This window comes from Rhizobium sp. CCGE 510, assembly GCF_000292525.1.
Classification (GTDB): Bacteria; Pseudomonadota; Alphaproteobacteria; order Rhizobiales; family Rhizobiaceae; genus Rhizobium.
This window is the reverse complement of sequence record NZ_AEYF01000001.1, coordinates 134,416-159,882: the sequence shown is the minus strand read 5'-3', so window position 1 is coordinate 159,882 and position 25,467 is coordinate 134,416. Positions and strand designations below refer to the sequence as shown.

At 61.1% G+C, this 25,467-nt stretch carries 23 protein-coding genes and 1 pseudogene; 10 read left to right on the top strand and 14 right to left on the bottom strand.

All coding sequences use genetic code 11. The annotated features are described in order from the left end of the window. Position 1: 1 nt before the first annotated feature. Positions 2 to 577: a polysaccharide biosynthesis/export family protein gene (locus RCCGE510_RS00795; protein ID WP_007626233.1), complete on the bottom strand. Its 576-nt coding sequence runs from the start codon at positions 575 to 577 to the stop codon at positions 2 to 4. Positions 578 to 767: 190 nt separating this feature from the next. On the opposite strand from RCCGE510_RS00795, the gene RCCGE510_RS00790 reads away from it, so the two are divergent. Then, positions 768 to 2,933 carry a Wzz/FepE/Etk N-terminal domain-containing protein gene (locus RCCGE510_RS00790; RefSeq protein ID WP_007626232.1) on the top strand — a complete coding sequence of 722 codons (2,166 nt, stop codon included), beginning with the start codon at positions 768 to 770 and terminating at the stop codon, positions 2,931 to 2,933. Positions 2,934 to 3,099: 166 nt separating this feature from the next. Here the strand turns inward: RCCGE510_RS00790 and RCCGE510_RS00785 are convergent, their stop codons facing one another. Both RCCGE510_RS00785 and RCCGE510_RS00780 read right to left on the bottom strand, forming a co-directional pair. Continuing rightward, on the bottom strand, positions 3,100 to 4,341 hold the full coding sequence (locus RCCGE510_RS00785; protein ID WP_007626231.1) for a GNAT family N-acetyltransferase: 1,242 nt from the start codon (positions 4,339 to 4,341) through the stop codon (positions 3,100 to 3,102). Positions 4,342 to 4,459: 118 nt separating this feature from the next. Continuing rightward, the gene (locus tag RCCGE510_RS00780) at positions 4,460 to 4,669 is read right to left on the bottom strand and encodes a DUF2842 domain-containing protein (protein ID WP_003578517.1); all 210 of its coding nucleotides are present in this window, start codon (positions 4,667 to 4,669) and stop codon (positions 4,460 to 4,462) included. A gap of 116 nt (positions 4,670 to 4,785) precedes the next feature. Between RCCGE510_RS00780 and RCCGE510_RS00775 the strand changes: the two genes are divergently transcribed. Further along, complete coding sequence (locus RCCGE510_RS00775) at positions 4,786 to 5,889, top strand: COX15/CtaA family protein (protein WP_007626230.1); 1,104 nt, start codon at positions 4,786 to 4,788, stop codon at positions 5,887 to 5,889. Between the two features lie 44 nt (positions 5,890 to 5,933). On the opposite strand, the gene RCCGE510_RS00770 is transcribed toward RCCGE510_RS00775, so the two are convergent. The 4 genes from RCCGE510_RS00770 to cml form a co-directional block, all read right to left on the bottom strand. Next, a complete protein-coding gene (locus RCCGE510_RS00770) occupies positions 5,934 to 6,725 on the bottom strand; it encodes a sulfite exporter TauE/SafE family protein (protein ID WP_007626228.1) in 792 nt (263 codons plus the stop codon). Between the two features lie 4 nt (positions 6,726 to 6,729). Continuing rightward, on the bottom strand, positions 6,730 to 7,662 hold the full coding sequence (gene argC, locus RCCGE510_RS00765) for an N-acetyl-gamma-glutamyl-phosphate reductase (RefSeq protein ID WP_007626227.1): 933 nt from the start codon (positions 7,660 to 7,662) through the stop codon (positions 6,730 to 6,732). Positions 7,663 to 7,720: 58 nt separating this feature from the next. Then, entirely contained in the window at positions 7,721 to 8,683 is a 963-nt protein-coding gene (speB, locus tag RCCGE510_RS00760) for an agmatinase (protein WP_007626226.1), read from the bottom strand. Between the two features lie 228 nt (positions 8,684 to 8,911). Beyond that, the gene (cml, locus tag RCCGE510_RS00755; protein WP_007626225.1) at positions 8,912 to 10,096 is read right to left on the bottom strand and encodes a CmlA/FloR family chloramphenicol efflux MFS transporter; all 1,185 of its coding nucleotides are present in this window, start codon (positions 10,094 to 10,096) and stop codon (positions 8,912 to 8,914) included. A gap of 381 nt (positions 10,097 to 10,477) precedes the next feature. Between cml and RCCGE510_RS00750 the strand changes: the two genes are divergently transcribed. Beyond that, entirely contained in the window at positions 10,478 to 12,448 is a 1,971-nt protein-coding gene (locus RCCGE510_RS00750; protein WP_007626223.1) for an acyltransferase family protein, read from the top strand. Between the two features lie 223 nt (positions 12,449 to 12,671). On the opposite strand, the gene rpsI is transcribed toward RCCGE510_RS00750, so the two are convergent. The 3 genes from rpsI to RCCGE510_RS00735 all read right to left on the bottom strand — a co-directional run bounded on the left by rpsI (position 12,672) and on the right by RCCGE510_RS00735 (position 14,797). Beyond that, the gene (gene rpsI, locus RCCGE510_RS00745) at positions 12,672 to 13,139 is read right to left on the bottom strand and encodes a 30S ribosomal protein S9 (protein WP_007626222.1); all 468 of its coding nucleotides are present in this window, start codon (positions 13,137 to 13,139) and stop codon (positions 12,672 to 12,674) included. 2 nt (positions 13,140 to 13,141) lie between these two features. Continuing rightward, positions 13,142 to 13,606, bottom strand: a complete 465-nt coding sequence (gene rplM / locus RCCGE510_RS00740) for a 50S ribosomal protein L13 (RefSeq protein ID WP_003573970.1) — start codon at positions 13,604 to 13,606, stop codon at positions 13,142 to 13,144. 291 nt (positions 13,607 to 13,897) lie between these two features. Next, complete coding sequence (locus RCCGE510_RS00735) at positions 13,898 to 14,797, bottom strand: LysR family transcriptional regulator (protein WP_007626221.1); 900 nt, start codon at positions 14,795 to 14,797, stop codon at positions 13,898 to 13,900. Positions 14,798 to 14,870: 73 nt separating this feature from the next. On the opposite strand from RCCGE510_RS00735, the gene RCCGE510_RS00730 reads away from it, so the two are divergent. Both RCCGE510_RS00730 and RCCGE510_RS00725 read left to right on the top strand, forming a co-directional pair. Beyond that, positions 14,871 to 15,101 (top strand): DUF1127 domain-containing protein, encoded by a 231-nt coding sequence (locus tag RCCGE510_RS00730; RefSeq protein WP_007626220.1) that lies wholly within the window; start codon positions 14,871 to 14,873, stop codon positions 15,099 to 15,101. 97 nt (positions 15,102 to 15,198) lie between these two features. Next, on the top strand, positions 15,199 to 16,023 hold the full coding sequence (locus RCCGE510_RS00725; protein WP_007626219.1) for an enoyl-CoA hydratase: 825 nt from the start codon (positions 15,199 to 15,201) through the stop codon (positions 16,021 to 16,023). Here the strand turns inward: RCCGE510_RS00725 and RCCGE510_RS00720 are convergent, their stop codons facing one another. Both RCCGE510_RS00720 and RCCGE510_RS00715 read right to left on the bottom strand, forming a co-directional pair. Beyond that, positions 16,024 to 16,860, bottom strand: coding sequence for an EamA family transporter (locus tag RCCGE510_RS00720; RefSeq protein ID WP_007626218.1), 837 nt, complete (start codon positions 16,858 to 16,860; stop codon positions 16,024 to 16,026). Between the two features lie 474 nt (positions 16,861 to 17,334). Continuing rightward, positions 17,335 to 17,658 (bottom strand): hypothetical protein, encoded by a 324-nt coding sequence (locus tag RCCGE510_RS00715; RefSeq protein ID WP_007626217.1) that lies wholly within the window; start codon positions 17,656 to 17,658, stop codon positions 17,335 to 17,337. Positions 17,659 to 17,837: 179 nt separating this feature from the next. Here RCCGE510_RS00715 and RCCGE510_RS00710 point away from each other — a divergent pair, with 179 nt between their 5' ends. The 5 genes and pseudogenes from RCCGE510_RS00710 to RCCGE510_RS00690 all read left to right on the top strand — a co-directional run. Next, positions 17,838 to 18,266, top strand: a complete 429-nt coding sequence (locus RCCGE510_RS00710) for a CoA-binding protein (RefSeq protein WP_007626216.1) — start codon at positions 17,838 to 17,840, stop codon at positions 18,264 to 18,266. A 118-nt stretch (positions 18,267 to 18,384) separates the two neighbouring features. Further along, on the top strand, positions 18,385 to 19,668 hold the full coding sequence (locus RCCGE510_RS00705; protein ID WP_007626215.1) for an O-acetylhomoserine aminocarboxypropyltransferase: 1,284 nt from the start codon (positions 18,385 to 18,387) through the stop codon (positions 19,666 to 19,668). A gap of 22 nt (positions 19,669 to 19,690) precedes the next feature. Next, the gene (locus RCCGE510_RS00700; protein ID WP_007626214.1) at positions 19,691 to 20,035 is read left to right on the top strand and encodes a cupin domain-containing protein; all 345 of its coding nucleotides are present in this window, start codon (positions 19,691 to 19,693) and stop codon (positions 20,033 to 20,035) included. Positions 20,036 to 20,271: 236 nt separating this feature from the next. After that, the gene (locus tag RCCGE510_RS00695) at positions 20,272 to 22,401 is read left to right on the top strand and encodes a bifunctional diguanylate cyclase/phosphodiesterase (RefSeq protein ID WP_007626213.1); all 2,130 of its coding nucleotides are present in this window, start codon (positions 20,272 to 20,274) and stop codon (positions 22,399 to 22,401) included. Positions 22,402 to 22,421: 20 nt separating this feature from the next. Continuing rightward, positions 22,422 to 22,604 (top strand): annotated as a pseudogene (locus tag RCCGE510_RS00690) (phosphate ABC transporter ATP-binding protein); the annotation flags it as partial. Positions 22,605 to 22,724: 120 nt separating this feature from the next. Here the strand turns inward: RCCGE510_RS00690 and RCCGE510_RS00685 are convergent. Together RCCGE510_RS00685 and RCCGE510_RS00680 are read right to left on the bottom strand one after the other, a co-directional pair. Continuing rightward, positions 22,725 to 23,969: a cytochrome P450 gene (locus tag RCCGE510_RS00685; protein ID WP_007626211.1), complete on the bottom strand. Its 1,245-nt coding sequence runs from the start codon at positions 23,967 to 23,969 to the stop codon at positions 22,725 to 22,727. Positions 23,970 to 24,118: 149 nt separating this feature from the next. After that, on the bottom strand, positions 24,119 to 25,372 hold the full coding sequence (locus RCCGE510_RS00680) for a GGDEF domain-containing protein (protein ID WP_007626210.1): 1,254 nt from the start codon (positions 25,370 to 25,372) through the stop codon (positions 24,119 to 24,121). Between the last annotated feature and the right edge of the window lie 95 nt (positions 25,373 to 25,467).

Sequence of the window (25,467 nt, the reverse complement as noted above, 5' to 3'; positions counted from 1 at the left end):
TTCAGAAGAGCCGTTCGCGAACGTAGATCGTGTCGCCGGCGATAATCGGCCCCGATATATTGATGCGGCCGGTCAACACCCGTCCGTTGATCTTGCGGGTGACGTCGACCATGCTCTGGTTGGCGCGGCTGGTAAAGCCGCCGGCGACCGCGATAGCGTTCTGCACCGTCATGCCGGGGACATAGGCATACTGGCCGGGTTGGCCGACTTCGCCCATCAGGAAGATCGAACGGTAGCGATCGACATCGATGGTGACGTCGGGATCGCGAAGATAGCCCTGCTGCAGTTTCTGGGCGATTTGCCCCGAGAGTTGCTGCAGTGTTCGGCCGCGGGCAGGGACCTGGCCGATGAGAGGGAAGGCGATATAGCCGGCCTGATCCACCGTATAGGTGTTGGTCAGGCTCTGCTGGTCGAAAACCGTAACCCGCAACCGATCGCCGCTGTCCAGCGTATAGGGCTGGATGGTCGCCTCGTTGAAGGCCTTCGGAGCCGGCTTGTACGTCGTGCAGCCGCCTAATGCCGCCGTCATGGCTGCAAGGCTCAGGGCCAAAAGGATCTTGGGCTGGACGACAGACATCCGTTTGTGCTCACAGAAAATGAACTCGGTAGAGCCGTTATCGATCCGTTAGGGTTAATGCCCGGTAAAGGCCGCTTGCAATTTTCCGCTTCCTTCACTTGCCCTTGCTCATTACTCGGCAAGATTGCCATTAACCGTTGAGTTACCATGGTCGTTTACGCTTGCGGCACCTTTGTTGTGGAGTAAGAGCATGTCCGGCGTAGCGCGTGATCAGGATGTGGACATCGACCTCGGCCAGTTGGTCCGCGCCGTCTGGGCGCGCCGTTTGCGGATTCTGGCGATTACCCTCGTGGGGGCGGGCGTCGCCTTTGCCGGCGCCAAGATCATGTCGCCGCAATTTCGCAGCGAAACACGCATTCTCATCGAACCCCGCGCGCCGGCATTCGCCAGCACCCAACAGGCCAACGATGCCAGCGCCGGTCCGCTGATGGATGAGCTGAATATCGCCAGCCAGGTGCAACTGCTGCAATCGGCCGATCTTCTCAAAAAGGTCATCAACGACCTGAAGCTTTATAACCTGCCGGAATTCGACGATGCCGCCAACGGCTCGGCGATGAGCGGCATCCTGGTGAAGCTGCATTTGAAGAAGAACCCGCTGGAGAATCCGCCGGAAGAGCGCGTGATCGACGCCTTCGTCGAACGCCTTCAAGTGTACCAGGTGCCGGGTTCACGCGTCATCGGCATCAGTTTTACTTCGAAGGACCCGAAGCTCGCAGCCGCCATTCCGAACGCCATGGCCAATGTCTATCTTTCGACGCAGAGCGGCGCCAAGCTCGATTCCAATTCGGAAGCGACGCGCTGGCTGGAGCCGGAGATCGAGGGGCTGCGTGGCAAGGTCAGCGAGGCCGAAAGGAAGGTCGCCGAATACCGCACCTCCCACGGGCTGCTGCAGACCAACGGCACGACCACCTTTCCGGCCCAGCAGCTGAACGATATCTCCGCCGAGCTGACCCGCGTGCGCGGCGACAAGGCCAATGCCGAGGCGAGGGCGCAGGCGGTGCGCAATGCGCTGTCTTCGGGCGAGGCCTCCGACACGCTGCCTGACATCATGTCGTCCCAGGCGATCCAGCGGCTGAAAGCGACGGAATCCGGCCTGCAGTCGCAAATATCCGATCTGCAGACCAGCCTTCTCAACAATCATCCGCGGCTGAAAAGCCTGCGCGCCCAGCTCTCCGATATCCGGACTCAGATCCGCCAGGAGACGCAGAAGATTCTGGCGAGCATCGACAATGAGTCCAAGGTCGCCGATCTGAGGGCGAGCGAGCTTGAGCGCCAGTCGGACACGGTGCAGGCCAACAGCGCCCGCGCCGGTGAAGACGAGGTCGGTCTCAATGCGCTGGAGCGCGAGGCCACCGCCCAGCGCCAGCTGCTCGAAACCTATCTGGTGCGCTACCGCGAGGCCGCCTCCCGCGCCGACAGCAATTCGAGCCCAGCCGACGCCCGTATCGTTTCCAGGGCCATCGAGCCGGTCGATCCCTATTTTCCGAAGGTGATGCCGATCGTCGTCGTCGCGACCGTCGCGATTTTGATCCTGAGCGCCATCGTCACCATGCTGGCCGAACTTTTCAGCGGCCGGGCGCTGCGTGTCGTCGATGCGTCTCGTGAGACCATCGAGGCAGAAACACTCGAGGAGAGGGATACCCCGCAGGCCACGCCTGTTGTCGCTGTCGTCAGAAAGCCTGTCCAGCCAAGTATGCTTGCCGTGGTCGCGGACGAAGAGAATATCGTCGAGGAGGTGGAGCCCACCGAGGTGGCGCCGGAGGACGACAACGAATTCTCCATCGCCTCCGTTGCGGATTATCTCACGGGCAGTCGGGCGCCGCTGGCAATCGCAATATCTCCGACCGGTGATAATGGCTCGGCGGCAACGGTTTTGCTGACCCGCATGCTGGCAGACGCCGGCCGCCGCGTGATCCTGATCGATATGACCGGTTCCGGTTACCCTACGGAACTGATGGCTGAAGACCAGGCCGCGCTCGGCGTCACCGATCTGCTGTGTGGCGAGGCCGCCTTCGGCGACACCATCCACGGCGACCATCTTTCCGATGCCCATCTCATTCCCCAGGGCCAGAGTGACGTTCGCCGCGCCATGCGCGGTGTCGACCGGCTGTCGCTTCTGCTCGATGCGCTTGCCGCCGCTTATGACCTCGTCGTGGTCGAATGCGGCTCGGCCGACGTCGCCGGTGTCTCGCGGCTGACGCGCAGCCGGGACGTCGAGATCATTCTCTCCCTGCCGGAAGTCGAGGAGACGATCTTCGTTGCCCTGATGACGGAATTCCAGGCTGCGGGCTACGAGCGCGTCGTGTTGATGTCGGGTGGTGAAGAAGCGGAGCAGAGGCTCGGCCAGGCCGCCTAACGCATGTCGCGCAAAAGTGCCCCGCGGTTTTGCGATAACGACATGCGTAAAACAAAGACCGCATGTCGCGCAAAAGTGCGCCGCGGTTTTGCGATAACGACATGCGTAAAACAAAGACCGCATGTCGCGCAAAGTGCGCCGCGGTTTTGTGGCACGCTTTAAACATTTAGCCGATGCGTGCTCGGACGCCTTGGGCGAATTTATAGAGCTTAGGGCGCGCCTTGATATGGGCCTTGCCGCGGGTGACGATCCGGTGCGCGGCGCCGGCGAGAACGCCGAACGGCGAGACCGGCAGCACCACGTCGTAATGCGCGGTCTCGACCGGCGCCCAGGAGCGTTTATACGTCTGGTCGCCGAGGCCGAAATCGAACAGCGCCACGCCCTTGCCATGCAACCCGGAGATGATCTGCCAATAGAGGAATTCGCCGGGGCTCGTATCCGGAACGAGGTCTTCGTCGATCGCCCCGAATTGGCAGATGATGTGGTCGCCCTTTCGCGAAATGCCTGAAATTGCGGCGATGCGGCCCTCATTCTCACCCTTGAGCCGCAGCACATGCATCTGCAGGCCGAAATACGGCTTGTCGTCATCCCGCTTGTCGATGAGACCGTGCAGGAAGGCCTGCGTTTCTCCCTCGGCGAAGACGTCGGGCAGGCCGAGGCTGGCGAAGCGGGCGCTCTTCAGGCGGAAGAAGATATCGAGCAGACGGTGCTGTTCTTCCGATGTCTCGGGAACAAGGTATTCGACGCCGCCGGCAGCCTCGAGACGTTTCGATTGAACACGGAATTTCTTGCGTCGGTTCTTGGCGTTGAGCTGCTTCAGCGTTTCTTCGAAAGTGGGAAAGAACGGTAGCTGATAGGCGTGATTCTGGTTCTGTACCATCGGCAGCCCCGCAAGCGGAGTTTGTCGCCCGCGCCATTCGACCGGGATGTTCTGCAGCAGCAGCAGATCGGCTCGACCCTTGAGCGCCTGTTGAAGCTGGCTGGCGAACTTACCGGGATCGATGGTCCCGCCGGCTTCTGCAAAGCTCTCGGAGAACAGGCCGGTATTGATATTGCTGTGATCGGCGGCAATGAACTTCGCGGTCGAAAGCCCTCGGGACTTGACGATTTCGACCGGCAGAATGAATGCCGTCTGACCCGCATAGCTGCCTTTGAGGATCGCCAGTGGCCGCTGAAAGGCGCTCACCCAGGCGGCGCACCAGTCATAGCTCTGATGGAGTGACTGGAGATTGTCGCGCTCCAGCGCCCGCCAGTCGTCCTCCAACGGCTGCATCGTGTCGAAGACTTCGATGTCGATCTCAGCCATGGCGAGTTTCATGCTCAGCTGGCGCAGGCGCGAAATGGCCGCGTCGGCCAGCGCCACGTCCTCTGACGACCGTTCATGGACATCAAGCTTTTGCGACTGCACGGTTTTCTCCGGTCAAGAATGCTGAACGGGAGGGTAGGTACGGCAGACGTATATTTGGTTTAACTGCACGCGTCGGGCGAGGTTTTCCGCCGATCACGGTTATTCGGCCGTTAATGGCCTATTGCTGTCGCGGTCCGGCCATCCACTTGATGATCACCATCGCCGGCAATACCCAGAGCAGGCCGGTGAGCAGGAAATAGAGCAGGTGTCCCCACCAGGGCGCGTTGCCGAGCGTTGCCACCGCGATCGTGTTCGCCACCAGCGCATAGACCAGCACGAGCACGATGATGAGGATCGTGCCGATGAATTTGCGGAGGCGGATGGGCATCAATTATCTCTCGGCATGGACAGGTCGAAACCGGCGCGACGGCATGCCGCAAAGGTTCGGGGCTTGTTTTGCATGAGCCGGTGGGGCAAATCAACTGCCGGATAGAAGGAGACATCATGGCTGTCGCAAACCCCACCACGGAACAGGCGATCCTGAGCGAAGTGCGCAAACAGGACCGCGACCGCCGCGCCTTGCGCTTCTGGCTTGGTTTCGTGCTTTTGGCGCTCTTCTGTCTCGTGCTCGTCGGCGGCGCCACGCGGCTGACCAATTCCGGCCTGTCGATCACCGAGTGGAAGCCGATCCACGGCGTCATCCCGCCGCTGTCGGCTGCCGAATGGGAGGAGGAATTTCGCCTCTATCAGCGCATTCCTGAGTTTCAGCAATTGAACAGCTCGATGACCGTCGACGAGTTCAAGGGCATTTTCTGGTGGGAATGGGCGCACCGGCTGATCGCCCGCGGCATCGGTGTGATCTTCGCGCTGCCGCTCATCTTTTTCTGGCTGACGGGACGGATCGAAAGGCGCCTGCGCTGGCCGCTCGTCGGCATCCTGGCGCTTGGCGGCCTGCAAGGGTTTATCGGCTGGTGGATGGTGTCGTCTGGCCTGTCCGTCCGCACCGATGTCAGCCAGTACCGGCTGGCGACGCATCTGGTGATGGCCTGCCTGATCTTTGCCGGCTGCATGTGGATCATGCGCGGGCTTTCCAGGCATTCCAGCGATCCGGCGCCGGCGCGAAGCTCGCGTGGTCTTGCCGCCGCGATCGCCGTTTTCGCACTGTTCCAGATTTATCTCGGCGCCCTGGTGGCGGGGCTCGACGCCGGTTTTTCCTACAATACCTGGCCGTTGATGGATGGCGCCGTCATCCCGTCGGATCTCCTGATCCAGCAGCCCTTCTGGATCAATGCCTTCGAGAACCCGAAGACGGTGCAGTTCATCCACCGCATCGGCGCCTATACGCTCTTCGCATTGACCTTGATCAACATGGTGATCGCGCTGCGCGCCGCACCATGGACCACCCATGCACGCCGCGCCGTCGTGCTCTTCGCGCTGGTGACATTGCAGGCCGCGATCGGCATCGCCACGCTGCTGATGCAGGTGCCGCTTCACTGGGGCCTGCTGCATCAGGCCGGCGCCCTGGTGGTTTTCGGTTTCGCGGTGGCCAACTGGCGCGGTTTTTACGGCGAGTACCCACACGAGACGATGATCGCAGAGCAAGGTTGAAGCGGGTGGCGGCTGCCTGGCGCAGGCCGACCTGACATAGATGTCTAACGAAGCACGCCATCGAGCAACGGCATGCCGATGATCGCGGCGCCGGCGATCAGGACATAGCAGGCGATGCGGAAGGTCCGTTCCTCGGCGAGCCCGAACAGTTTCGAACCGCCGTAGAGCCCGACCGCATAACTCGGCAAGGTGACGACGGTGAGCGCGAAGACGGCAGGCACGAACAGTCCGCCGATATAGTAGCTGATGACGCTTAAAACGGTCGAGATCGAGAAATAGAGCACGACATTCGCCCTGACGCGGGTAAAGTCGCTCTTGCCGCCGAGCCAGTAGGCGACAACTGGCGGTCCGCCGAGCTGCGCGGCGCCGCTGAATAACCCGGCGATCAAGCCGATGCCGCTGGTCAGCGGCGCGGATGGCTCACCTTGGTAGCGCCATCCCGATACGAGGAGCGCGAGCAAGCTGATCGCGATAATCGTAATGCTCCAGCGCAGGACCAGCGGGTCGAGCAACGCCAGCATCGCCGTGCCGGCCGGGATGCCGAGGGCGGCACCCGCCGCCATGACGAAGACCTCGCGCCGGTTGGCGCCGCGCCAGGCGGGCGGGATCATCCCGAGTGAGGCAATGCCATCGATGACGATCAGAATCGGCGAGATCAGCTTCGGTCCGACGATCGCGCCGCCGAGCGGAACGAAGATCAGCGCGGCACCGAAGCCCGAAAAGCCGCGGGCAAGCCCTGCGATGAAAGCAAAGGCCATCAGCGCATAGATGCCATGGGCGGGCAGTGTGGTGGCAAACCATGCGTGCACGCCGGCGATAAGTGCATCCAGCGTCAAGAGGTCAGGAGGCAAGCATCAGGTCCATGTTCTGCACGGCAGCACCCGACGCGCCCTTGCCGAGATTGTCGAGCAGCGCCACCAGATTGACCTGCGAGCCGCCCGCCGTGCCGAAGACGTAGAGCTTCATCGTGTCCTTGCCCTCGAGCTCGACGGCATTGATGCGGGGCAGGGCCTTGCTTTCGGCGAGCGGCACGACGGTGACGATATCCTGGCCGGCATAATGGGCGACGAGGGCGGCATGAATGCTCTCCATCGTCGTGCCTTCGGCGAGGTTGCCGAGGTGCAGCGGCACTTGCACGATCATGCCCTGTGCGAACTTGCCGACCGACGGCGAGAAGATCGGCGCGCGGTCGAGCAGGCCGTGCACGGTCATTTCGGGCACATGTTTGTGGGTGAGTGGCAAGCCGTAGAGGAAATGCGGCGCGGTGATCGCATCCGGATGATCCGCATTTTCCATCTGCGCGATCATCTGCTTGCCGCCGCCGGTATAGCCGGAGACCGCGTTGACCGTCACCGGATAACCGTCCGGCAGAAGGCCGGCGGCGCGCAGCGGCCGGATCAGGCCGATCGCGCCCGTAGGGTAGCAGCCGGGATTGGCGACGAAACGGGCGGCCTTGATCCTGTCGGCCTGCGCGCCGTCCATTTCGGCAAAGCCATAGGCCCAGCCCGAATTGATGCGGAAGGCAGTCGAGGTGTCGATGACGCGGACATTGTTGTTGGCCGAAACCATCTGCACCGCTTCCTTCGACGCGTCGTCGGGCAGGCAGAGAATGGCGATGTCGGCGCTGTTCAGCATGTCCTCGCGCATGGCGGCGTTGCGCCGCTCGGCCTCGGGAATGGACAGAAGCTCGACATCGCGGCGGCCAGCCATGCGCGTGCGGATCTGCAGACCCGTCGTGCCGTGTTCGCCGTCGATGAAGATTTTCGGTGCCATGTTAACCTGCGCTTTCAATGGGTTCAGAAGGTTTCCGGATTCACTTTAGGATGATAGGTCAGCCTTGTGACACGGCGATGGCGCGTCGCTCGGCATGAAGCCCCAGCATATACATCGCCACCGTTGCCCCCGCAATGGCGGTGATATCGGCATGGTCATAGGGCGGCGATACCTCGACGATATCGGCGCCGCGGATATCGAGCTGGTGCAGGCGCTGCAGCACCGAGAGGATCTTGGCGCTCGACGGCCCTCCGGCAACCGGCGTGCCGGTGCCCGGCGCAAAGGCCGGATCGAGGCAATCGATATCGAAGGTGAGATAAGCGGGCGCTCCGCGCGTATGCGAGATGATCGCCGAGGCGATGTCGCCGGCGTTCATCTCCTCGACTTGATGACCGTAAAGAATATTGACGCCGCAATCCTCCGGCGCATGGGTGCGGATGCCGATCTGGATCGAGCGGTCGGGATCGATGATGCCCTCGCGGACGGCGCGTGCGACGAAGGAACCGTGGTCGATGCGCCGCTCTTCATCGAACCAGGTGTCTTGGTGCGCGTCGAACTGGACGAGCGCGAGCGGCCCATGTTTTGCCGCATGGGCTTTCAGCAGCGGCCAGGTGACGTAATGATCGCCGCCGAGCGTCAGCAGGAAGGCGCCGCTGTCGAGGATGACGTTGGCCTGGCGTTCGATGGCGCCAGGCGTATCCTGATGATTGCCATAGTCGAGCAGGCAATCGCCGTAGTCGATGACGGCCATATCAGTGAAGAGATCGCGGTTGAAAGGGTATTGCGGATCATTGTCGAAGATCGCCGAGGCGCGCCGGATCGCCTGCGGCCCGAAGCGCGTGCCCGGCCTGTTCGAGGTTGCCGCATCGAAGGGAATACCCCAGACGGCGACATCGGCACCGGCGAGCTCCTTGGTGAAGCGGCGGCGCATGAAGGACAGTGCCCCGGCAAAAGTCGGGTCGCCGGCTGCGGAATTCAGGCTGGTCGCCGTGAAGGCGTGGTCAATCGATCTGTTCGCCAAGTCGTGCTCCTTTTTCGGTCGCAGAACCATTGTCGCGTTCGATGTGGACGCAACACCACAGGGCCGCCATTCGAAGCCGGAGCGTCGGGCGGGGGGATCTCTCGCGAGGAGATCGGTCCATCCCCTGCGCGAGAAAAGGGGTAGGCGAGGTGCCGGCAGATTTCAAGCAATCGTTCGGATGACGGCCGCTCGTTATTATCGAGCGGCCGACCTTTGCCCGTCTGTTTCTCAGGTCGGCTCGGGCAGGAGCGACAATCCAGCCAAGGTCGTCAGCGCGGTCACGCAGACATAGCCCACGAGCGGCCAGGCGCTGTCGCCGCCGAGCAGAACCACGAACAAGGTTCCGGCAACGCCGACGATGATGCTCTCGGCGCAGAAATAGAATGCGACCGCGGTTCCCGCCGTGTCACCAAAGGCGTCGAGCGCGCCGTTGGCGGTGACCGCCGTCGCAAAGACAATGCCGATCGCGATGATCCACATCGGCACGACGAAGCTGGTGAAGGAGGGCTGCAGAAACAATTCTCCAATGGCAAGCAGCACGGCGCCGACAAGCAGCGTTGCCATGCCTCTGGCAAGGCTGCCTGCAACGCCCCAGCGCATGGTGAAGCGTTTGGCGAACCGCGCCGTCACGATCATCACCAGCGCCACCGTGGCAAAGACGAAGCTGAAGCCAATGCCGGAGAAACCGGCTTTATCGATCAGGATACGGGGTGCCGTCGAGAAGAAGACGAAGAAGCCGCCCATCGCCGCACTGAAGCCCGCTGTATAGACCCAGAAGGGAAAGCTGGTGAGGATTGGGCGCAGAGCGATCTTCGCGGTTACGGCAGGGCGGGTTTCCGGCCACCGCATACTGGCGCTGCAAAGCGCGGCAACCGACAGCAGGCCGATGACGAGGAAAATGGCGCGCCAGCCGAAGTGGGCGGCGATCACGGCCCCGGTGATCGGCCCCAAAGCAGGCACGAAGGAAAGGATGGAGCCGAGAAGACTATAGATCGTGGTGCTTTCAGGACGCCCGGCGTAAACGTCACGCACGGTTGCGAAGGTCGCGACCATGGTCGCGGACGCGCCAATGGCCTGCAGCAACCTCAAGGCCACGAAGAGCGGAGCCGAGGAGGAAGCGGCAAGCAGCAAGGAGGAAGCGGTAAAGAGTGCCGCGCCTGCAAGCAGGACGGGCCGTCGTCCGACAAGATCGGAAATCGGCCCGAAGGCGATCTGCCCGGCGCCGAGCACGAGCATGTAGAGGCTGAGGGTCAGTTGAATGACGGCCGGCGAGGTGTCGAGCGCCGCCGGCATGACCGGCACAATCGGCAGATAGATGTCCATGGCAAGCGAGGCCAGGAGGTCGAAAGGCGCCATCAGCAGCAAGGCTGTCGGCACGGAATAGGTCCACTGCTGGATTTTGGGATAAGACATGGGAAAGAACCCGCTCAAATGATTTCATTCGGCGGCGATCTGTCTCTTCATCAGTATCAGGATTGGCCGGACAGACGCCGCAACAACAGGGCAGAGTTGTTGCGGCCTATTTGTCTGCGGACTTGGTTGCTCCCATCATGCGCCCCTGGCTGCGGCTCCGCTCGCTTGCGAAGCCATTTGCCCCTTGTCTAGCAGTGTAGCCGGGGCTCGGCAACGGAACACTCTTTCTCCTGCACCGCCGATAGCGATAAAAGCGGTGGTTTAGTCAAATTTTTTATAAAATTCATACTTGCAGGAAAAATGCCGATTGCCTATGCAAGGCCGGGTTGTAGATTCGGTCCCGCATCGTTGGCAAGTACATTATATCTCAGGAATATTTAAGTGATTTACCGAAGAGAGATCGACGGCCTGCGGACGGCCGCGGTGATGCCTGTCATTCTGTTTCATGCGGGCTTCAGTGTCTTCAGCGGCGGCTTCATCGGTGTCGACGTTTTCTTCGTGATCAGCGGCTTTTTGATCACCTCGATTATCCTTGAGGAGATGCGTAACGGCTCATTCTCGCTGGCGGCATTTTATGAGCGCCGCGCCCGCCGGCTGCTGCCGGCGCTGTTTCTCGTCGTCCTGTGCTGTCTGCCCTTTGCCTGGCTCTGGGTCATGCCGGAGGAGTTTCGCGCCTTCTCAGATAGCCTGATTGCTACCAGTCTTTCCGGCGCCAATTTCCTGTTCTGGTTCAAGAGCGGCTATTTCGCGCCGGAGGCAGGAGAGGTGCCGCTGCTCCACCTCTGGAGCCTCGCCGTCGAAGAACAGTATTACATGTTCTTTCCGCTGCTCATCCTATTCATGTGGAAACGCAAGCCGAGCTGGCTGTTTGCGGTCCTGGTTGCGATCGCGTGTGCCAGCCTTGCCTACAGCGAGTGGGCCTCGCGAGTCTTTCCCTCGGCCAATTTCTATTTCCTGCCCTCGCGGGCCTGGGAGTTTCTGGCCGGATCGATCTGCAGCTTGGTGCAGTTGAAGGGGCAAAAGCGCGGCAGCGATCCGTTGTCGCTCCTCGGGTTCGGCATGATTGCCTTCTCCGTCTTCTATTTCGACGAAACCTCGCCCATTCCCTCCACGCTCGCTTTGGTTCCTGTGGTCGGCACGATGCTCGTGCTGCTCCATGCGCGACAGGGAACCTGGGTGGCGGCACTGCTTTCGACCCGTGCCTTCACCATGATCGGACAGATCAGCTACAGCGCCTATCTCTGGCACCAGCCGCTTTTTGCCTTCGCGCGGATCCGCAGTATCGATCCGCCCCCGCTGACCGTGATGGGCGCTCTCGCCTGCCTTTCTCTTGTGCTCGCCTATGTCTCCTGGCGTTTTGTCGAGCAGCCGTTCCGCAGGGGCGAGCGTCGATTGCTGCCGTCCAGCCGCAGCCTGGTCGCATCTGTATCCCTGATCCTTGCAGCCTTCATCGCCTTCGGCATTTACGGCCATGACACGCGCGGCATTCCATGGCGGCTGCCGACGCCGATCAAGGAATTCATGGCGGACAATGATTGGAGCAAGACCTGCCTTTTCGAGGGCTCGTCGGGCTGGGATGCAATGCCGATTGAGGACTGCATATTCAACGGCAGCCACGCCCAGACATACGCCATCCTCGGAGATTCCCTCGCATCGTCGCTGACGCCGGCGCTGGCCAAGCGCCTGGACGGCATGAATATCGGCCTGCAGCAGATCACACACAGCTTTTGTGCGCCGGTCGCCGACGTCTCGATGGTCCCCCACCAGGCGCGCGATTGCGGCGCTTTCAACGCCGCGGCGATCGATTACCTCGTCAAGAGCCAGGTGAAAACGGTTTTCCTCGCCGCGTCCTGGAAGATCTTTTTCGAGCAATCCCGATACATCTTCAACGGCGAAGAGATCGCGACATCAGACGTGGGGCAGAGGTTGAGGGATGCTTTCGACAAAACCGTCGGCGCGCTGACATCGGCCGGCATCCGCGTCGTCATCGTCTATCCGCATCCGCGCGGTGACACGGAGATCGCAGCCAAGGTTGCGAAACTGATGCACAAGGGCACGCCGGCGCCGACGATCACGATCGCCCGGGATGAATTTCTCCAGCAATCGTCGCCTTCCTACGCCTATCTCGACGGCCCCAAAGACAGGCATGTCCTGCGCGTCGATCCGGCGAGGATTTTCTGCGGGAGAGAGGCGGGCCGATGCGATCTGGCGCGGGACGGCAAGACGTTCATCTCCGACAAGGTGCATTTCACCTCGGCGGGTGCGGAAGCCGTCGCCGACGAAATCCTGGCCGCTCTCAGGCAAGACGACATGGTGGATGGGAACGGCGTGGCCGCCCTTTCTTCCGACTGATGCACGTCGCCAGGAAGAACCAAAGCACGTCACTATCTTTCAGACGCGCTCTTTCTGCTTTTGTTTGACCCATGCCGTTACCAAAGAATCGCCGCACGGTTTTGCGCGTTGGGGTCCTGAACGACGCGCAGCGCGGTAGTGGTCTGCCCTTTATCAGAAGCCGATTGCACAACAAAAAAGGCCGGGTTGCCCCGGCCTTCGTAATTCCGTCTGTCCGAAGCGATTAACGCTTGGAGAACTGGAACGAGCGGCGGGCCTTTGCCTTGCCGTACTTCTTGCGTTCGACGACGCGGCTGTCGCGGGTCAGGAAGCCGCCCTTCTTCAGCACCGAGCGAAGGCCCGGTTCGAAGTAGGTGAGCGCCTTGGACAGGCCGTGGCGAACGGCACCGGCCTGTCCGGACAGACCGCCGCCGGCAACGGTTGCGATGATGTCGAACTGGCCGTCACGGGCAGCTGCAACGATCGGCTGGCGCAGAATCATCTGCAGCACCGGACGCGCGAAATATTCCGCAAATTCCTTGCCGTTGACGATGATCTTGCCGGAGCCCGGCTTGAGCCAGACGCGAGCGACGGCGTTCTTGCGCTTGCCGGTCGCGTAAGAGCGGCCGAGCGAGTCGACCTTGCGGACGTGGGCCGGAGCAGCAGATTCGGAAATCGTGCCGAGATCCTTCAGGGAGGAGAGGTCAGCCATGATCAGGCGCTCCTTACATTCTTTTTGTTGAGCACGGCAACGTCGAGGGCGACCGGCTGCTGGGCTTCATGGGGATGGTTAGAGCCGGCGTAAACGCGCAGGTTCTTCATCTGGCGACGGCCGAGCGGGCCACGCGGAACCATGCGTTCGACGGCCTTTTCGAGGACGCGCTCCGGGAAGCGGCCTTCGATGATCTGGCGCGCGGTGCGTTCCTTGATGCCGCCGGCAAAACCGGTGTGCCAGTAGTAAACCTTGTCGGAATACTTCTTGCCGGTGAAAACGACCTTGTCGGCATTGATCACGATGACGTTGTCGCCGTCGTCAACGTGAGGCGTGAAGGTTGCCTTGTGCTTGCCGCGCAGGCGCATAGCGATGATGGAAGCGAGACGGCCAACGACCAGCCCTTCGGCGTCGATGATCACCCACTTCTTCTCCACCTCTGCAGGCTTCTGGGAGAAGGTTGCCATAGTGAATACTCTCTTTTGAGACCCTTGGCCCGAAGGCTTGAAGGGCGTTTCTTGTTGCTTGGATTGGCAGGCTCGCGCCATGCCAAAAAGAAAGCAGCCCGGACAGGCTGCGTTCTGCACGGTGTATAAAGGGAATGTGATATTGGGTCAATATCGGTCGTTTCGGCGCGCTGAAAAATATCAAAGCGAAAACAATGGGTTATGCGTGAGGTATTATGACACCACACATTGATCGAACGGCGGACTGCGATGCCCTGACGTTTTCCATGCCCGCCGGGTGCGAAAATGGCCTTAACCTTTGAACTCGCGCAGGCACTTCATGATGTCGCGAAGCCCGCGTGTCAGGTGTTTGTCGCGGCGCAGAACCATGCCGAGACGGCGCGTGAGCTTCGGTTTTAGCGATGATGTCGTCACGAGGCTGGCCCGGTCGCGCCTCAGCGCCAGTCCCGGCAGGATCGACCAGCCGAGCCCGACAGCCACCAGTTCCTTGATCGCCTCGATGCTGCCGAACTCCATCGCCGGTCGGACACTGGTATCCGGTTCGGAGAGCCACGCATCGATTGCCCGTCGCGTATTGCCGCCTTCATAAAGCAACAGTGTCTTGTCGCGCATGAAGGCGGCGTCCGGTCCGCCGTCGGGCATGAGGCTGCCGGCGGGCGCGACGGCCAGCAATTCCTCCTCGTAGAATGGTTCGATCTCGAAGTTGCGCCCCGAAGCCGGCAAGGCAACGACGGCGATGTCGAGGCTGTTGGCCTCCAGGTCGCGCAAAATGTCGTCGGCATCGCCGATGCGCACGATAATTTCGAGGCCGGGCATAGATTTTCTAACGGCGGCAATGGCGCGAGGAAGCAGGTGGATCGACGCCGTGCCGCCGCTGCCGATGCGCACGCGGCCGCTGGCCCCATCCCTGTAGGGCGTCATCGCTTCTTCAGCTGCACCCGCGTCCTGGAGCAGGCGTCTTGCATGCACGAGCAGGTCGAGGCCTGCGGCGGTCGGCTGCGCCCGCCGTCCGACACGCTCGATCAGCCGGACGCCGAGCCGCTGCTCGAGCCCTTTCACCTGCAGGCTGACGGCCGGTTGGGTCAGTCCCTCCTTGTCGGCGGCGGCCGTAAAGCTTCCGAGATCGGCGACGTTGACGAAGGTCGCGAGCTGATCGAGGTTGAGCGCCATACAAAAGAAATCCTTATGCATCTCATAATATCCATAAGCTTCCTTCGCTGCATTATCCAGCGCATCTTTTATCCGTCGAAAAAGGGAAAATGAGATGGCCTTGGAGATTAGCGAGATCCTTGCGACATCGCACCATATCGTTCAGTCGAGACTTCGCGGAAGGGCGCGCTGGGGCCGGTGGCTGCTGGCCGTCGTCGCGCATCGCCTTGAAAAGCGCCGCAGCCGCCGCACGCTGTCGGAACTCACCGACAACGAGCTTTGCGATATCGGTCTGACCCGTGCACAGGCAAAGGCGGAGACCGCAAAATCCTGGTTCTGGTGCTGACCGCGGCGACCTGTGCGGAAAACGCGGATCCTGCTCGAAATTACAGGCGCCTTGTGGCAATACGTCCGTCTGGCAATCGAACGCAGGGAGCAGCATCATGGCCGAAATCGTATCCTTCCCGGACGCAGACAGGGCGGATGGATTGCTGGTCCGCTCACTGCGCGACGGCGTGTTGCGCCTCGTGCTCAACAACCCGCCGGCCAATGTGCTCTCGATCGCACTACTCAAGAGATTGATGACCGAACTTGATACGGCCGCGTCGGATTCGGATGTGCGGGTCGTCGTCATCGCCTCGACCGGCAATGTCTTCTCCGCCGGGCATGATCTCAAAGAAATGAGCGCCCATCGCGCTGATGACGATCAGGGGGCTGGTTTCTTCGAGAGGGCCTTCCGGCTCTGCGCCGATCTGATGCTGAAGATCGCGCACCTGCCGAAGCCCGTCATCGCCGAGGTCGACGGGCTTGCAACGGCGGCCGGCTGCCAGCTCGTCGCCTCCTGCGATCTGGCGATCTGCACGGATAGTTCGACCTTCTGCACTCCGGGCGTCAATATCGGCCTGTTCTGTTCGACGCCGATGGTGGCCGTTTCCCGTGCCGCCCACCGCAAGCAGGCGATGGAGATGCTTTTGACCGGCGAGACGATCGATGCCTCGACCGCCAAGGATTTCGGCCTCGTCAATCGCATCGTGCCGAAGCAGTATCTGGCGCAGGTGGTTTCCAAATATACGGCTGTCATCGCCAGCAAATCGCCGCTGACGCTGAAGATCGGCAAGGAAGCGTTCAACCGCCAGCTCGGACTGCCGGTGGAGGCGGCCTATGATTATACCACCAAAGTGATGGTCGACAGCATGCTGACGCAGGATGCGCAGGAAGGGATCGGCGCCTTTCTCCGCAAGCGCACGCCGGAATGGAAGGGCGAGTAATTACGCCAGTTTCAGAACCAGCCCGCCGATCGCGATGACGACGCCGGCGACGTAGCGCCAGGCGCTGGCTTTTTCCTTGAAGACGGTAATCGAGATCACCAACGCAAAGAGGATCGCGGTTTCACGCAGCGCTGCGACGGTTGCGACCGGGGCTTTCGTCATCGCCCAGAGGGCCAGCCCGTAGGACGCGATCGAGCCGGCGCCGCCGAGGAGGCCGCGCCACCAGTTGCGACGAACATGACGCGCCACGGCCACGGTGCCGCGTTGCGAAACCGCCCAGGAAAACAGCAGGACGGGTGGCAGCAGCGACATCCACAAGGTGTAGGAAATCGCATTCCCGGAAAGGCGCGCGCCGATGCCGTCGACATAGGTGTAGCTGGCGATGACGCAGGCGTTGACAAGCGAGAGCATGACGGCGCGGCTACTGCCGCGCCGCGCCTCCAGAGCGAGCGTCAGCACGCCGGCGCAGATCGTCATCGTGCCGGCAAGAGCGCCGCCGGAAAGATCTTCCTTGAGGATGAAACCGCTTGTCGCAGCGATCAGCAGTGGTGCGCAGCCACGCATCAGCGGATAGACCAGGCCGATATCGCCAGCCCGGTAGGCGGCGGCCACCAACTGGAAATAGACGAACTGCAGGATGGCCGAGGCGCCGATGAACGGCCAGGCCGAGGCTTGCGGCAACGGCAGGAATGCCAAGAACGGCAGTGCCGAAACCGCGCCCCCGGCAGAGATCAACGCCGCATCGAGGGATTTATCGCTTCCCGCCTTGACGATGGCGTTCCATGTCGCGTGCAGCAGTGCGCCGAAGAGAACGAGCAGAATGACGTCGAGCGGCAAGAGAGTGAGTCCGGGAAAGATGATGGAAGCGGAAACGCCTCGCCTTCGGCGTTTCAATTTACTGAAAGGACAACTGGGATTTGCACGAAATGCACAGGCAGCGGTCGCGGACACGTGCATATGTCGAATAGCATTCTTTCATTATGGAAACAATCGCGGCTCGTTCGGGCAATTTTTACGTGCGCGCGACATGCGTTCAATCCACGCGATCGTTTCAACTATGAGATGTTTCTAATGGACGGGGGAACGGAGCGCGGCGTTATCACGAACGAAAAGGGAATATATCTGCGAGAAATGGGCAACCAATTATTCTATGCCGCTGAAATGTAGATATTATTCTATAACTTTGACACACGGGAAATCTAAAACTTTTGATTGTGCATTCTTTGAAAAGTCGCAGCGCGGGATTGAGCCCGGAACTTGCGTAAACGCGAAAGACGCACCATCTCTGCGACCGTTAGGATGGCAAAACCATCAGAGTTGATAATGCGGAACGAACAGCATCCCGTCAAGGTTGTGGATGTTCTGGCAGTTCAGTACCTGGCAGCGGGGATTGTCTTTCGAGGGGATATGCGTCCACTCCGCATATTCGGTCGCATCACAATAATTGCTGTTGCGAACATAGCGATCGTAAAGCGGTAAGCCACGCGGGGACTGGTAGCGGAAGATGACGGCGCCCTGATTGTGGATGGCGGCACGCACGTTGGCGCAGCTCATGGCGAGCGGATTGTAGCGCGAGATCGCGAGCGCCGGCGATGCGGCGAGCACGAGCATGAGGGCAAGAGCGATTTTTTTCATCGGATTATCCTCCGGGAGCACTCAATTCATATATACGGAAAAGACACGCAGCCGGTTTCACGGCAACGCAAAAAACTGCGGGCCGATGTAAATCAAGAATTTTGAGGCCTGATGCCGTCCGAAAACCGCCTACACCTTTCGGCATCATGCTCTTGGGCTTTCGGGAGTGGAGAAGCAACATGAACCACGACGCCTATACGGATGATTATCTCGCCGGAATTCTGCATTCGGTAAAGACCATCGCGCTGACCGGCGCTTCGCCCAATCCGGCCCGGCCGAGCAATGGCGTCATGGGTTACCTGCTGTCGCGCGGCTACGAGGTCATTCCGGTCAACCCGGGGCAGGCGGGCAAACAGATCCAGGGCCGCACCGTCTATGCCAGGCTCGCTGACATTCCAGTGCCTATCGACATGGTCGACGTGTTTCGTGCCGCCGAATATCTGGATGGGGTGATCGAGGAGGCGCTGGCGCTGAAGCCGTTGCCGCAGATCATCTGGGCTCAGCTTGATGTCCGCGACGATGCGGCCGCGGCAAAGGCGGAGGCTGCGGGCGTCAAGGTGGTGATGAACCGTTGCCCGGCGATAGAATATCCCCGTCTCATTGCCTGACCTGCCGGAAGAGGAGACGGATTTTCCACCGAACGCATGCGGGTTAAAACGGATCGATATTAACTTTCGTCCGTGAGCGACTATGATCCCGCCGGTTCAACACGAACGGGAGGACAACATGGCCAAGAACGATCCGGGATTCAACACGCTGGCGATCCACGCGGGTGCGCAGCCCGACCCGACCACGGGCGCGCGGATAACGCCGATCTATCAGACCACCGCTTTCGTCTTCAATGATTCCGATCATGCCGCCGCTCTCTTCGGCCTGCAGGCTTTCGGCAATATCTATACCCGTATCATGAACCCGACCCAGGCCGTGCTTGAGGAACGCGTCGCAGCGCTCGAAGGCGGCACGGCAGCACTTGCCGTCGCCTCCGGCCATGCGGCGCAGGTGATCGTCTTCCACAACCTCTTGCGTCCCGGTGAGAATTTCATCGCTGCCCGTCAGCTCTATGGCGGCTCGGTCAACCAGTTCGGCCATGCCTTCGAGAATTTCGGCTGGCAGGTGCGCTGGGCCGATGCCGCCGATCCGGCAAGCTTCGAAAGTCAGATCGACGACAAGACGCGCGGCATCTTTATCGAAAGCCTGGCCAATCCGGGCGGCACCTTCGTCGATATCGCCGCCATTGCCGAGGTCGCGCATCGCAACGGCCTGCCGCTGATCGTCGACAATACGATGGCGACACCCTATCTCATCCGCCCGATCGAGCACGGCGCCGATATCGTCGTGCATTCGCTGACCAAGTTTCTCGGCGGCCACGGCAATTCCATGGGTGGCCTCATCGTCGACGGCGGCACTTTCGACTGGTCGAAATCCGGCAACTACCCGATGCTGTCGAGCCCGCGGCCGGAATATAACGGCATGGTTCTGCACGCGACCTTCGGCAATTTCGCCTTTGCGATTGCTGCCCGCGTGCTCGGCCTGCGCGATCTTGGCCCGGCGATCTCGCCCTTCAACGCCTTCCTGATCCTGACCGGCATCGAGACGCTGCCGCTGCGCATGCAGCGCCACAGCGACAATGCAATCGCCGTCGCAAAATGGCTGAAGGCGCACAGCAAGATCGCCTGGGTGAATTATGCCGGCCTCGACGACGACCCGAACCACGCCCTGCAGCAGCGTTATTCGCAAAAGGGCGCAGGCTCTGTATTCACCTTTGGCGTCAAGGGCGGCTATGAGGCGGGCAAGACGCTGGTCGAGGGGCTGGAGCTCTTCTCCCATCTTGCCAATATCGGCGACACCCGTTCGCTCGTCATCCATCCTGCCTCGACGACGCACCGGCAGTTGAGCGACGAGCAGAAGATCGCCGCCGGCGCCGGGCCCGATGTGGTCCGCCTTTCCGTCGGCATCGAGGACGTCAAGGACATCATAGCCGATCTCGAACAGGCGCTTTCGAAGATCTGATATCGGAGAGGTCCTGACGACGATGACAAATTTCATCACCTTCGGCATCGACGGCGTCGAACCGGAATTCGGCGCCCCGGAGCCCGGCCGGATCATTTCAGGCGATCCGCATTTCCGCAGCTGGAACCTGGAGGAAGCCGAAGGCGGCCTCTATTCCGGCATCTGGGAGGCGACGCCGGGCAAGTGGCGGATCGTCTATGAGGAGTGGGAATATTTCAGCCTGCTGTCTGGCTATTCGATCGTGACGGAGGAGGGCGGTGAGCCGGTTCATCTAAAGACGGGCGACCGGATGATCTTGAGACCCGGCTTCAAGGGGACGTGGGAAGTCGTTGAAACGACTCGCAAGGATTATGTGATCAAGGTTTAAGCAGCGCCGGCAAACCGGCGCTGACCAATGGCGGGCCTGTACCGATTTGCGGCGATGACGGCCCGTCTTTCTGCCAATGGCCGCGCCTCTATTCCCGGATAGAACGCTTTTAACCAATCCCATTAATCGGGCCTACATCGTCAAAATGCTATATCCCGTCTGCAGCGCATAGCGGACATGATGTCTCCTGCAGTCCCCACAGACATGGCCTTGCAATCATCTTTTGCGGAATATGCATGTCGTCGAATCTTGCGAGTAGGCACGTTCGCACCCAGACCTCTTCCATCGTTGCGACAACGGTCTGTTTCCTTGTCGTCGCCCTCATTCTGACCGGCCTGATGGCACATGTCGTCGTCAAGATGACCCGGTCGGCAAATGAGATCGACGATGCGCGGGCCACGCGCGCTGCCCGTGCGGCGATCTCAGCCTTTGTGGCGCGCCTGAGCGGGACGACGACGGATAATGCCATATGGGACGATGCCTATAGTGCAGCCTCGTCTCCGACCGCCGCCGATTGGGCTTTTGAAAATTGGGGAAAGACCAGTGAGGATTACGCGCTCTATGACGGCGCGGTCGTTATCGGTCCCGACCGGTCGTCGATCGTCTCCGCATATGCCAAGGGCAAGCCCTTCGAGCCGAGCGCCTTTTTCGGCGAAGGCTTTTTTCGGCAGACCAACGCGGCTGCCGATCCCGAACGGGCGCCGCTGGTCAATTTCATTAAGACCGAAAATGGCATCGCTCTGCTCGCATCGCAGGCGATCCAGCCATTCGAGACCGCCGGCGAGCTTCCGAAGCTCAGCACTCTGAGCTTCTACAAGGAATTTACGTCCGAAGTTCTCGACACGCTCTCGGACGAACACGAACTCGAAGGCCTGCATCTTGAGACGAAGCCCCGGCCGGAATTTCTGAACACGCCGATCACCGACATGAAAGGCGCCGTCATCGGCTATCTCGTCTGGCCGAGCAAAGCCCCTGGAAGCACTGTGTTTCATCAAGTCACGCCCTATGTCGCGGCCGCTGTCGCCATCCTTGCGCTGTTCCTGATCGGCGTGCTGATGGTCGGCGCTTCCGAGGCGCGACGCCTGCGCCAATTGGCGCAAGCAGCGCTGTTCGAAGCGGGCCATGACAGCCTGAGCGGCCTGTTGAACAGACATGGACTTCTTAGCCTGCTGGAAGAGTTGGAGAGTTCGGGCGCTTCGCCACTACGGCTCTATCTGGTCGATCTTGATGGCTTCAAGGCCGTCAACGATGCCTGGGGGCATGCGGTCGGCGACGATTTGATCCGACTGGTCTCGAACGCCCTGCTGGTCTGCCATCCCGAGGTCGTTGCCGCGGCCAGGCTGGGGGGCGACGAATTTGCGCTGGTGCATGTTGGAGATGCCACCTGCGACGATATGGAAAAGACCATTCTGGCGCAGTTTGCCGAACCCTTCAAAATCGGCGGACGAACGATCGAAGTCGGAGCAAGCATCGGAGCTGCCGCACGCGACGGAGACATCGAGCCCTTGGAGCTTCTCCGCAGAGCGGACATGGCTCTCTATCGTGCCAAGGCGAATGGTAGAGGCCAGGCGATCGAATACGACCCGGAGCTGGACCAGGAGCGCCAACGGGTCGCCGAACTGGAAGGTCAGTTGAAACAAGCCATCAGCAGCGGTGCGATCGAGGCCGTTTTCCAGCCGCTCGTCTCTGCCACGACAGGCGCTGTCACCGGTCTTGAAGCGCTGGCGCGCTGGCGAACGTCAACGGGAAACATCAGCCCGGAGATTTTCATCCCTCTCGCCGAGAGGTGCGGCCTCATCGACGCGCTCGGCGTCCACATGCTGAGAACATCGATCGAGCATGCCACGAACTGGCCCGATCTGGCATTGTCGGTCAACGTCTCGCCGATCCAGCTTTGCAATCCCGAATTTGCCGCGGAAGTGATTTCAGTGCTGCAGGAACTCGATTTCAATCCAAAGCGGCTGACCTTGGAGATCACCGAAGGCGTCCTGATGACAAATCCGGATCAGGCCCGGCGGTCGATTGATCAGCTCAAGCGCGTCGGGATAAAATTCGCGCTTGATGATTTTGGCTGCGGCTACGCCAGCATTGGCGCATTGCGGCAGTTCGGGTTCGATCGCATGAAGATCGATCGCTCGCTTGTATCCGCTCTCGATGAAGGCGCCAACGGCGCCGATGTCCTTCGGGCGACCATTTCCCTGGCGACCGCCCTGCAGATTCCCGTGACCGCTGAAGGTATCGAGAACAGCCGCCAGGCGGCGATCTTGCGAGAGGCCGGCTGCGATCAGCTTCAAGGTTATCTGATGGGCAGGCCTATGTCGGCGCATGACATATCCGGCAGGCTGCAGGAAGATTCGGCCGCATGATGCGCGATTGAAGGGTCGCGCAGTTGAAGGGCGAGTTCACGATCGTCATCGTCACCCACAACATGCAGCAGGCAAGCCGCATCTCCGACAACACCGCCTTCATGTATCTCGGCGAGCTGATCGAATACGGCCCGACCGCCGAGATTTTCCAGTCGCCGAAGGTCAAGCGCACGGAAGACTACATCACAGGACGTTACGGCTAAAGCCCGTCAGATGTAACTTGATTCATTCGACTCGCTTTAGCTCTTTGTTTTTATGCATGTCGTTGTCCGGGAACCGCTGCACACTTCCCGGCGACATGCATTAATCTGCGAGCGGGTTGATCACCACTGCAGATCCAGCCGGTCCAACCCGTGGAAGTGATAGACATCCTTGACTTCAGGCGTCTTCGCCAGCTTGAGACCGGCAAGTCTTGCGAACAGGATCGGCAACACGACGTTGAGCTCCAGCCGCGCCAGCGGTGCACCGATGCAGAAATGAATGCCGGCGCCGAAGGAGAGGTTGGCCGCCTCGTTGCGGTCCGGCCGGAAGGCCAGCGGTTCGGAGAATTTCGCCGGGTCGAGATTGGCGGCGGCGAGAATGAGGCTGACCTTGTCGCCGCGCTGGAAGGAGACACCGTCGATTTCGACAGGCTCCAGCGCCCAGCGCTGGAAGATGTGGACCGGCGCACAGATGCGTAGCGTCTCCTCGACGGTGCGCTCCGTTGTCGCCTCGTCGCGGAAGAGTTCCGCCGGATCTGAGCCGCTGTCGAGGATGATGCGCACCGAATTGCCGATCTGGTGCACCGTCGCCTCGTGCCCGGCATTGAGCAGCACGATCGTCGTCGAGATCAGTTCCTCCTCTGTGAGATACTGGCCCTTGTGCTCGGTGTGGATCATGTGGGTGAGCAGGTCGTCGCGTGGCTCGGCGCGGCGTTCAGCGATCACCGTCCGGACATAGTCGGAAAATTCCTTCGCCGCCCGTTCGGCCTCGTCTTCCTGGGTGCGCGTGCGGCCGAACATGTACATGCGGACATAGGCGTGCGACCAGGCAAGCAGCTGCGGCCCCATCTCCTCGGGAATGCCGATCATCCGGGCGATCATCGTCACCGGGATGATGTCGGCAAAGGCCGAGAGCAGTTCGACCTCGCCCTTTTGCGCGAAGCCGTCGATCAGCCGGTTGGCGAGTTCGGCAAGTTCCGGCTTCATCTTCTCGACATGGCGGGAGACGAAGGCGCGGTTGACCAGCGTGCGCAGCCGTGAGTGCTCCGGCGGTTCGAGTTCGAGCAGCGAATAACGTTCAGAGAGATCGAAACTGGCAAGATGCGGCATCGGCTCGGCAAGCCCGAGCTCGTCGCGGCTGGCGATATGCAGGATCTGCCGGCCGAAGCGGCGATCGCGCAGCAGCCCGTTCACATGGTCGTAGCCGGTGAAGAACCACTGCTTCTGCTCGCTCCAGTAAAACGTCGGGCAATGCGCATGAAGGGCGGCATAGACGGCATTCGGATTGCTGTAGAAAGCGGGGTTGCGGGCGTCCAGCGACACATGGCGGCGGGCCGGATCGATCGAGAGAAAGGGCGGTATCATCATGCCCGAAGGCTTAGCGGATTTGCTCGACCTCGGAAAGATGCTGGGTGAGGGCGAGCCGCCCTGAAGCGATACGCGCCCGTCCGGGCGCGCCAATCACTTTAAAAGCTGTGCCTAACCCTGAGGATTGATTCCGGTTTTCACCGTTACCGCTAGCCGGTCCGCGACAGCGTGCCCATGCGCCGCAGGGCCTCGACCTGGTCATCGACCGTCGGCACCAGTTCGCCGGCAGTGTGGCTCGGCGTGGCCGGCGCCGGCGCTGCCGCCTCTGCTTCGCCGAAGGTGACCGTGCAGTTGCGGCCTGCGCCCTTCGCCGCATAGAGCGCGCGGTCGGCGGCCGAGATCAGCTTGTCGATATTGGCTTCGATCGATGAGGCAAGGGCGATGCCGATGCTGACGGTGACCGGTACGATCGCTTCGCCGGTGCTGACGGGAAGCCGGCAGAATTCTGTGCGGATCGCTTCGGCGATGGCCTCGGCTTCCGTCTGGTCCGTGACCGCGGCAAAGGCTGCGAATTCTTCGCCGCCCATGCGGCCGAAGATGTGGTTCGGAATATACTGGCGGGCCATGCGGGCGAATTCGGTCAGAACCGCATCGCCGGATTGATGGCCGAAACGGTCGTTGACACGCTTGAAATGGTCGAGATCGAAGAGCATCACTGCGACCTGGCGCTGGTCATGATGGGCATTTTCCTGGATGGCGTCGAAATAACCGAGCAGGCCGCGGCGGTTGAGCACGCCGGTCAGCGAATCGGTCAGGGTGAGGGCGCGCAGGTGCCGTTCGGAGCGCTCCATGATCAGGCGGCAGGTAAACGCGAAGGCGATGGTGAGCAGGAAGGCGCTTGCCATGGCGGAGGCGCCACCGAGATTGGTTGCGTCGATATCGCTGGGCAGCGTCAGCGCCATCGTCAGCGCCGAGCCGAAGCATAGGCAACCCTGGACGACGAACACGCCCATCAGCTTGACGCGGCTACGCTCGCGGCGCATGTCACCAGCGGCGACCGCCATGGCAAGCGCCGTCGCACCCGTCGCCGAAGCGAGGTTATAGAGCACCACCCGGTTTGAATAGTCGCTGTTGACCCAGGGCAGGAAGACCCCGGCGAGCCAGATTGCCGGCGGCAGCAGTGCCCACCATTCGATTTTCTTGCGGTCGAGTGCCAGAAAACCCGCTACCCAGGCGCTCTGGCCGAGCAACGCAATGGCATTGCCTGCCTCGATGGAAAGCACGCTCGGGATTTCGCTGCGCAGCGCTACCATCGCAAAGCCGATTCCGGTCAGAAGGAAGCCGAGGCCCCAATAGAGATAGGCCTCGTTCCTGACATTGTGGCGCCAGGCGACGAACAGCACCAAAGCGAGCGTCATGGCTTCGGAACACCAGATCGCGAGACCTGTAGCAATATTGAACACGTCAGCAACCCCTTGCCCGTTGGCCTTATCTGTCGGCCGCTATTTGTCGGCCTTTATCCTTGCCGAGGAAGCTCGCCACTTCCTTAATGCCGCTG

Excerpts from the sequence above, each read along its gene's own strand:
- RCCGE510_RS00795 (WP_007626233.1), bottom strand. The coding sequence starts at position 577 with ATGTCTGTCGTCCAGCCCAAGATCCTTTTGGCCCTGAGCCTTGCAGCC.
- RCCGE510_RS00790 (WP_007626232.1), top strand. The coding sequence starts at position 768 with ATGTCCGGCGTAGCGCGTGATCAGGATGTGGACATCGACCTCGGCCAG.
- RCCGE510_RS00780 (WP_003578517.1), bottom strand. The coding sequence starts at position 4,669 with ATGCCCATCCGCCTCCGCAAATTCATCGGCACGATCCTCATCATCGTG.
- RCCGE510_RS00775 (WP_007626230.1), top strand. The coding sequence starts at position 4,786 with ATGGCTGTCGCAAACCCCACCACGGAACAGGCGATCCTGAGCGAAGTG.
- argC (WP_007626227.1), bottom strand. The coding sequence starts at position 7,662 with ATGGCACCGAAAATCTTCATCGACGGCGAACACGGCACGACGGGTCTG.
- cml (WP_007626225.1), bottom strand. The coding sequence starts at position 10,096 with ATGTCTTATCCCAAAATCCAGCAGTGGACCTATTCCGTGCCGACAGCC.
- rpsI (WP_007626222.1), bottom strand. The coding sequence starts at position 13,139 with ATGGCTGACCTCTCCTCCCTGAAGGATCTCGGCACGATTTCCGAATCT.
- rplM (WP_003573970.1), bottom strand. The coding sequence starts at position 13,606 with ATGGCAACCTTCTCCCAGAAGCCTGCAGAGGTGGAGAAGAAGTGGGTG.
- RCCGE510_RS00735 (WP_007626221.1), bottom strand. The coding sequence starts at position 14,797 with ATGCATAAGGATTTCTTTTGTATGGCGCTCAACCTCGATCAGCTCGCG.
- RCCGE510_RS00730 (WP_007626220.1), top strand. The coding sequence starts at position 14,871 with ATGGCCTTGGAGATTAGCGAGATCCTTGCGACATCGCACCATATCGTT.
- RCCGE510_RS00725 (WP_007626219.1), top strand. The coding sequence starts at position 15,199 with ATGGCCGAAATCGTATCCTTCCCGGACGCAGACAGGGCGGATGGATTG.
- RCCGE510_RS00715 (WP_007626217.1), bottom strand. The coding sequence starts at position 17,658 with ATGAAAAAAATCGCTCTTGCCCTCATGCTCGTGCTCGCCGCATCGCCG.
- RCCGE510_RS00710 (WP_007626216.1), top strand. The coding sequence starts at position 17,838 with ATGAACCACGACGCCTATACGGATGATTATCTCGCCGGAATTCTGCAT.
- RCCGE510_RS00705 (WP_007626215.1), top strand. The coding sequence starts at position 18,385 with ATGGCCAAGAACGATCCGGGATTCAACACGCTGGCGATCCACGCGGGT.
- RCCGE510_RS00700 (WP_007626214.1), top strand. The coding sequence starts at position 19,691 with ATGACAAATTTCATCACCTTCGGCATCGACGGCGTCGAACCGGAATTC.
- RCCGE510_RS00695 (WP_007626213.1), top strand. The coding sequence starts at position 20,272 with ATGTCGTCGAATCTTGCGAGTAGGCACGTTCGCACCCAGACCTCTTCC.
- RCCGE510_RS00685 (WP_007626211.1), bottom strand. The coding sequence starts at position 23,969 with ATGATGATACCGCCCTTTCTCTCGATCGATCCGGCCCGCCGCCATGTG.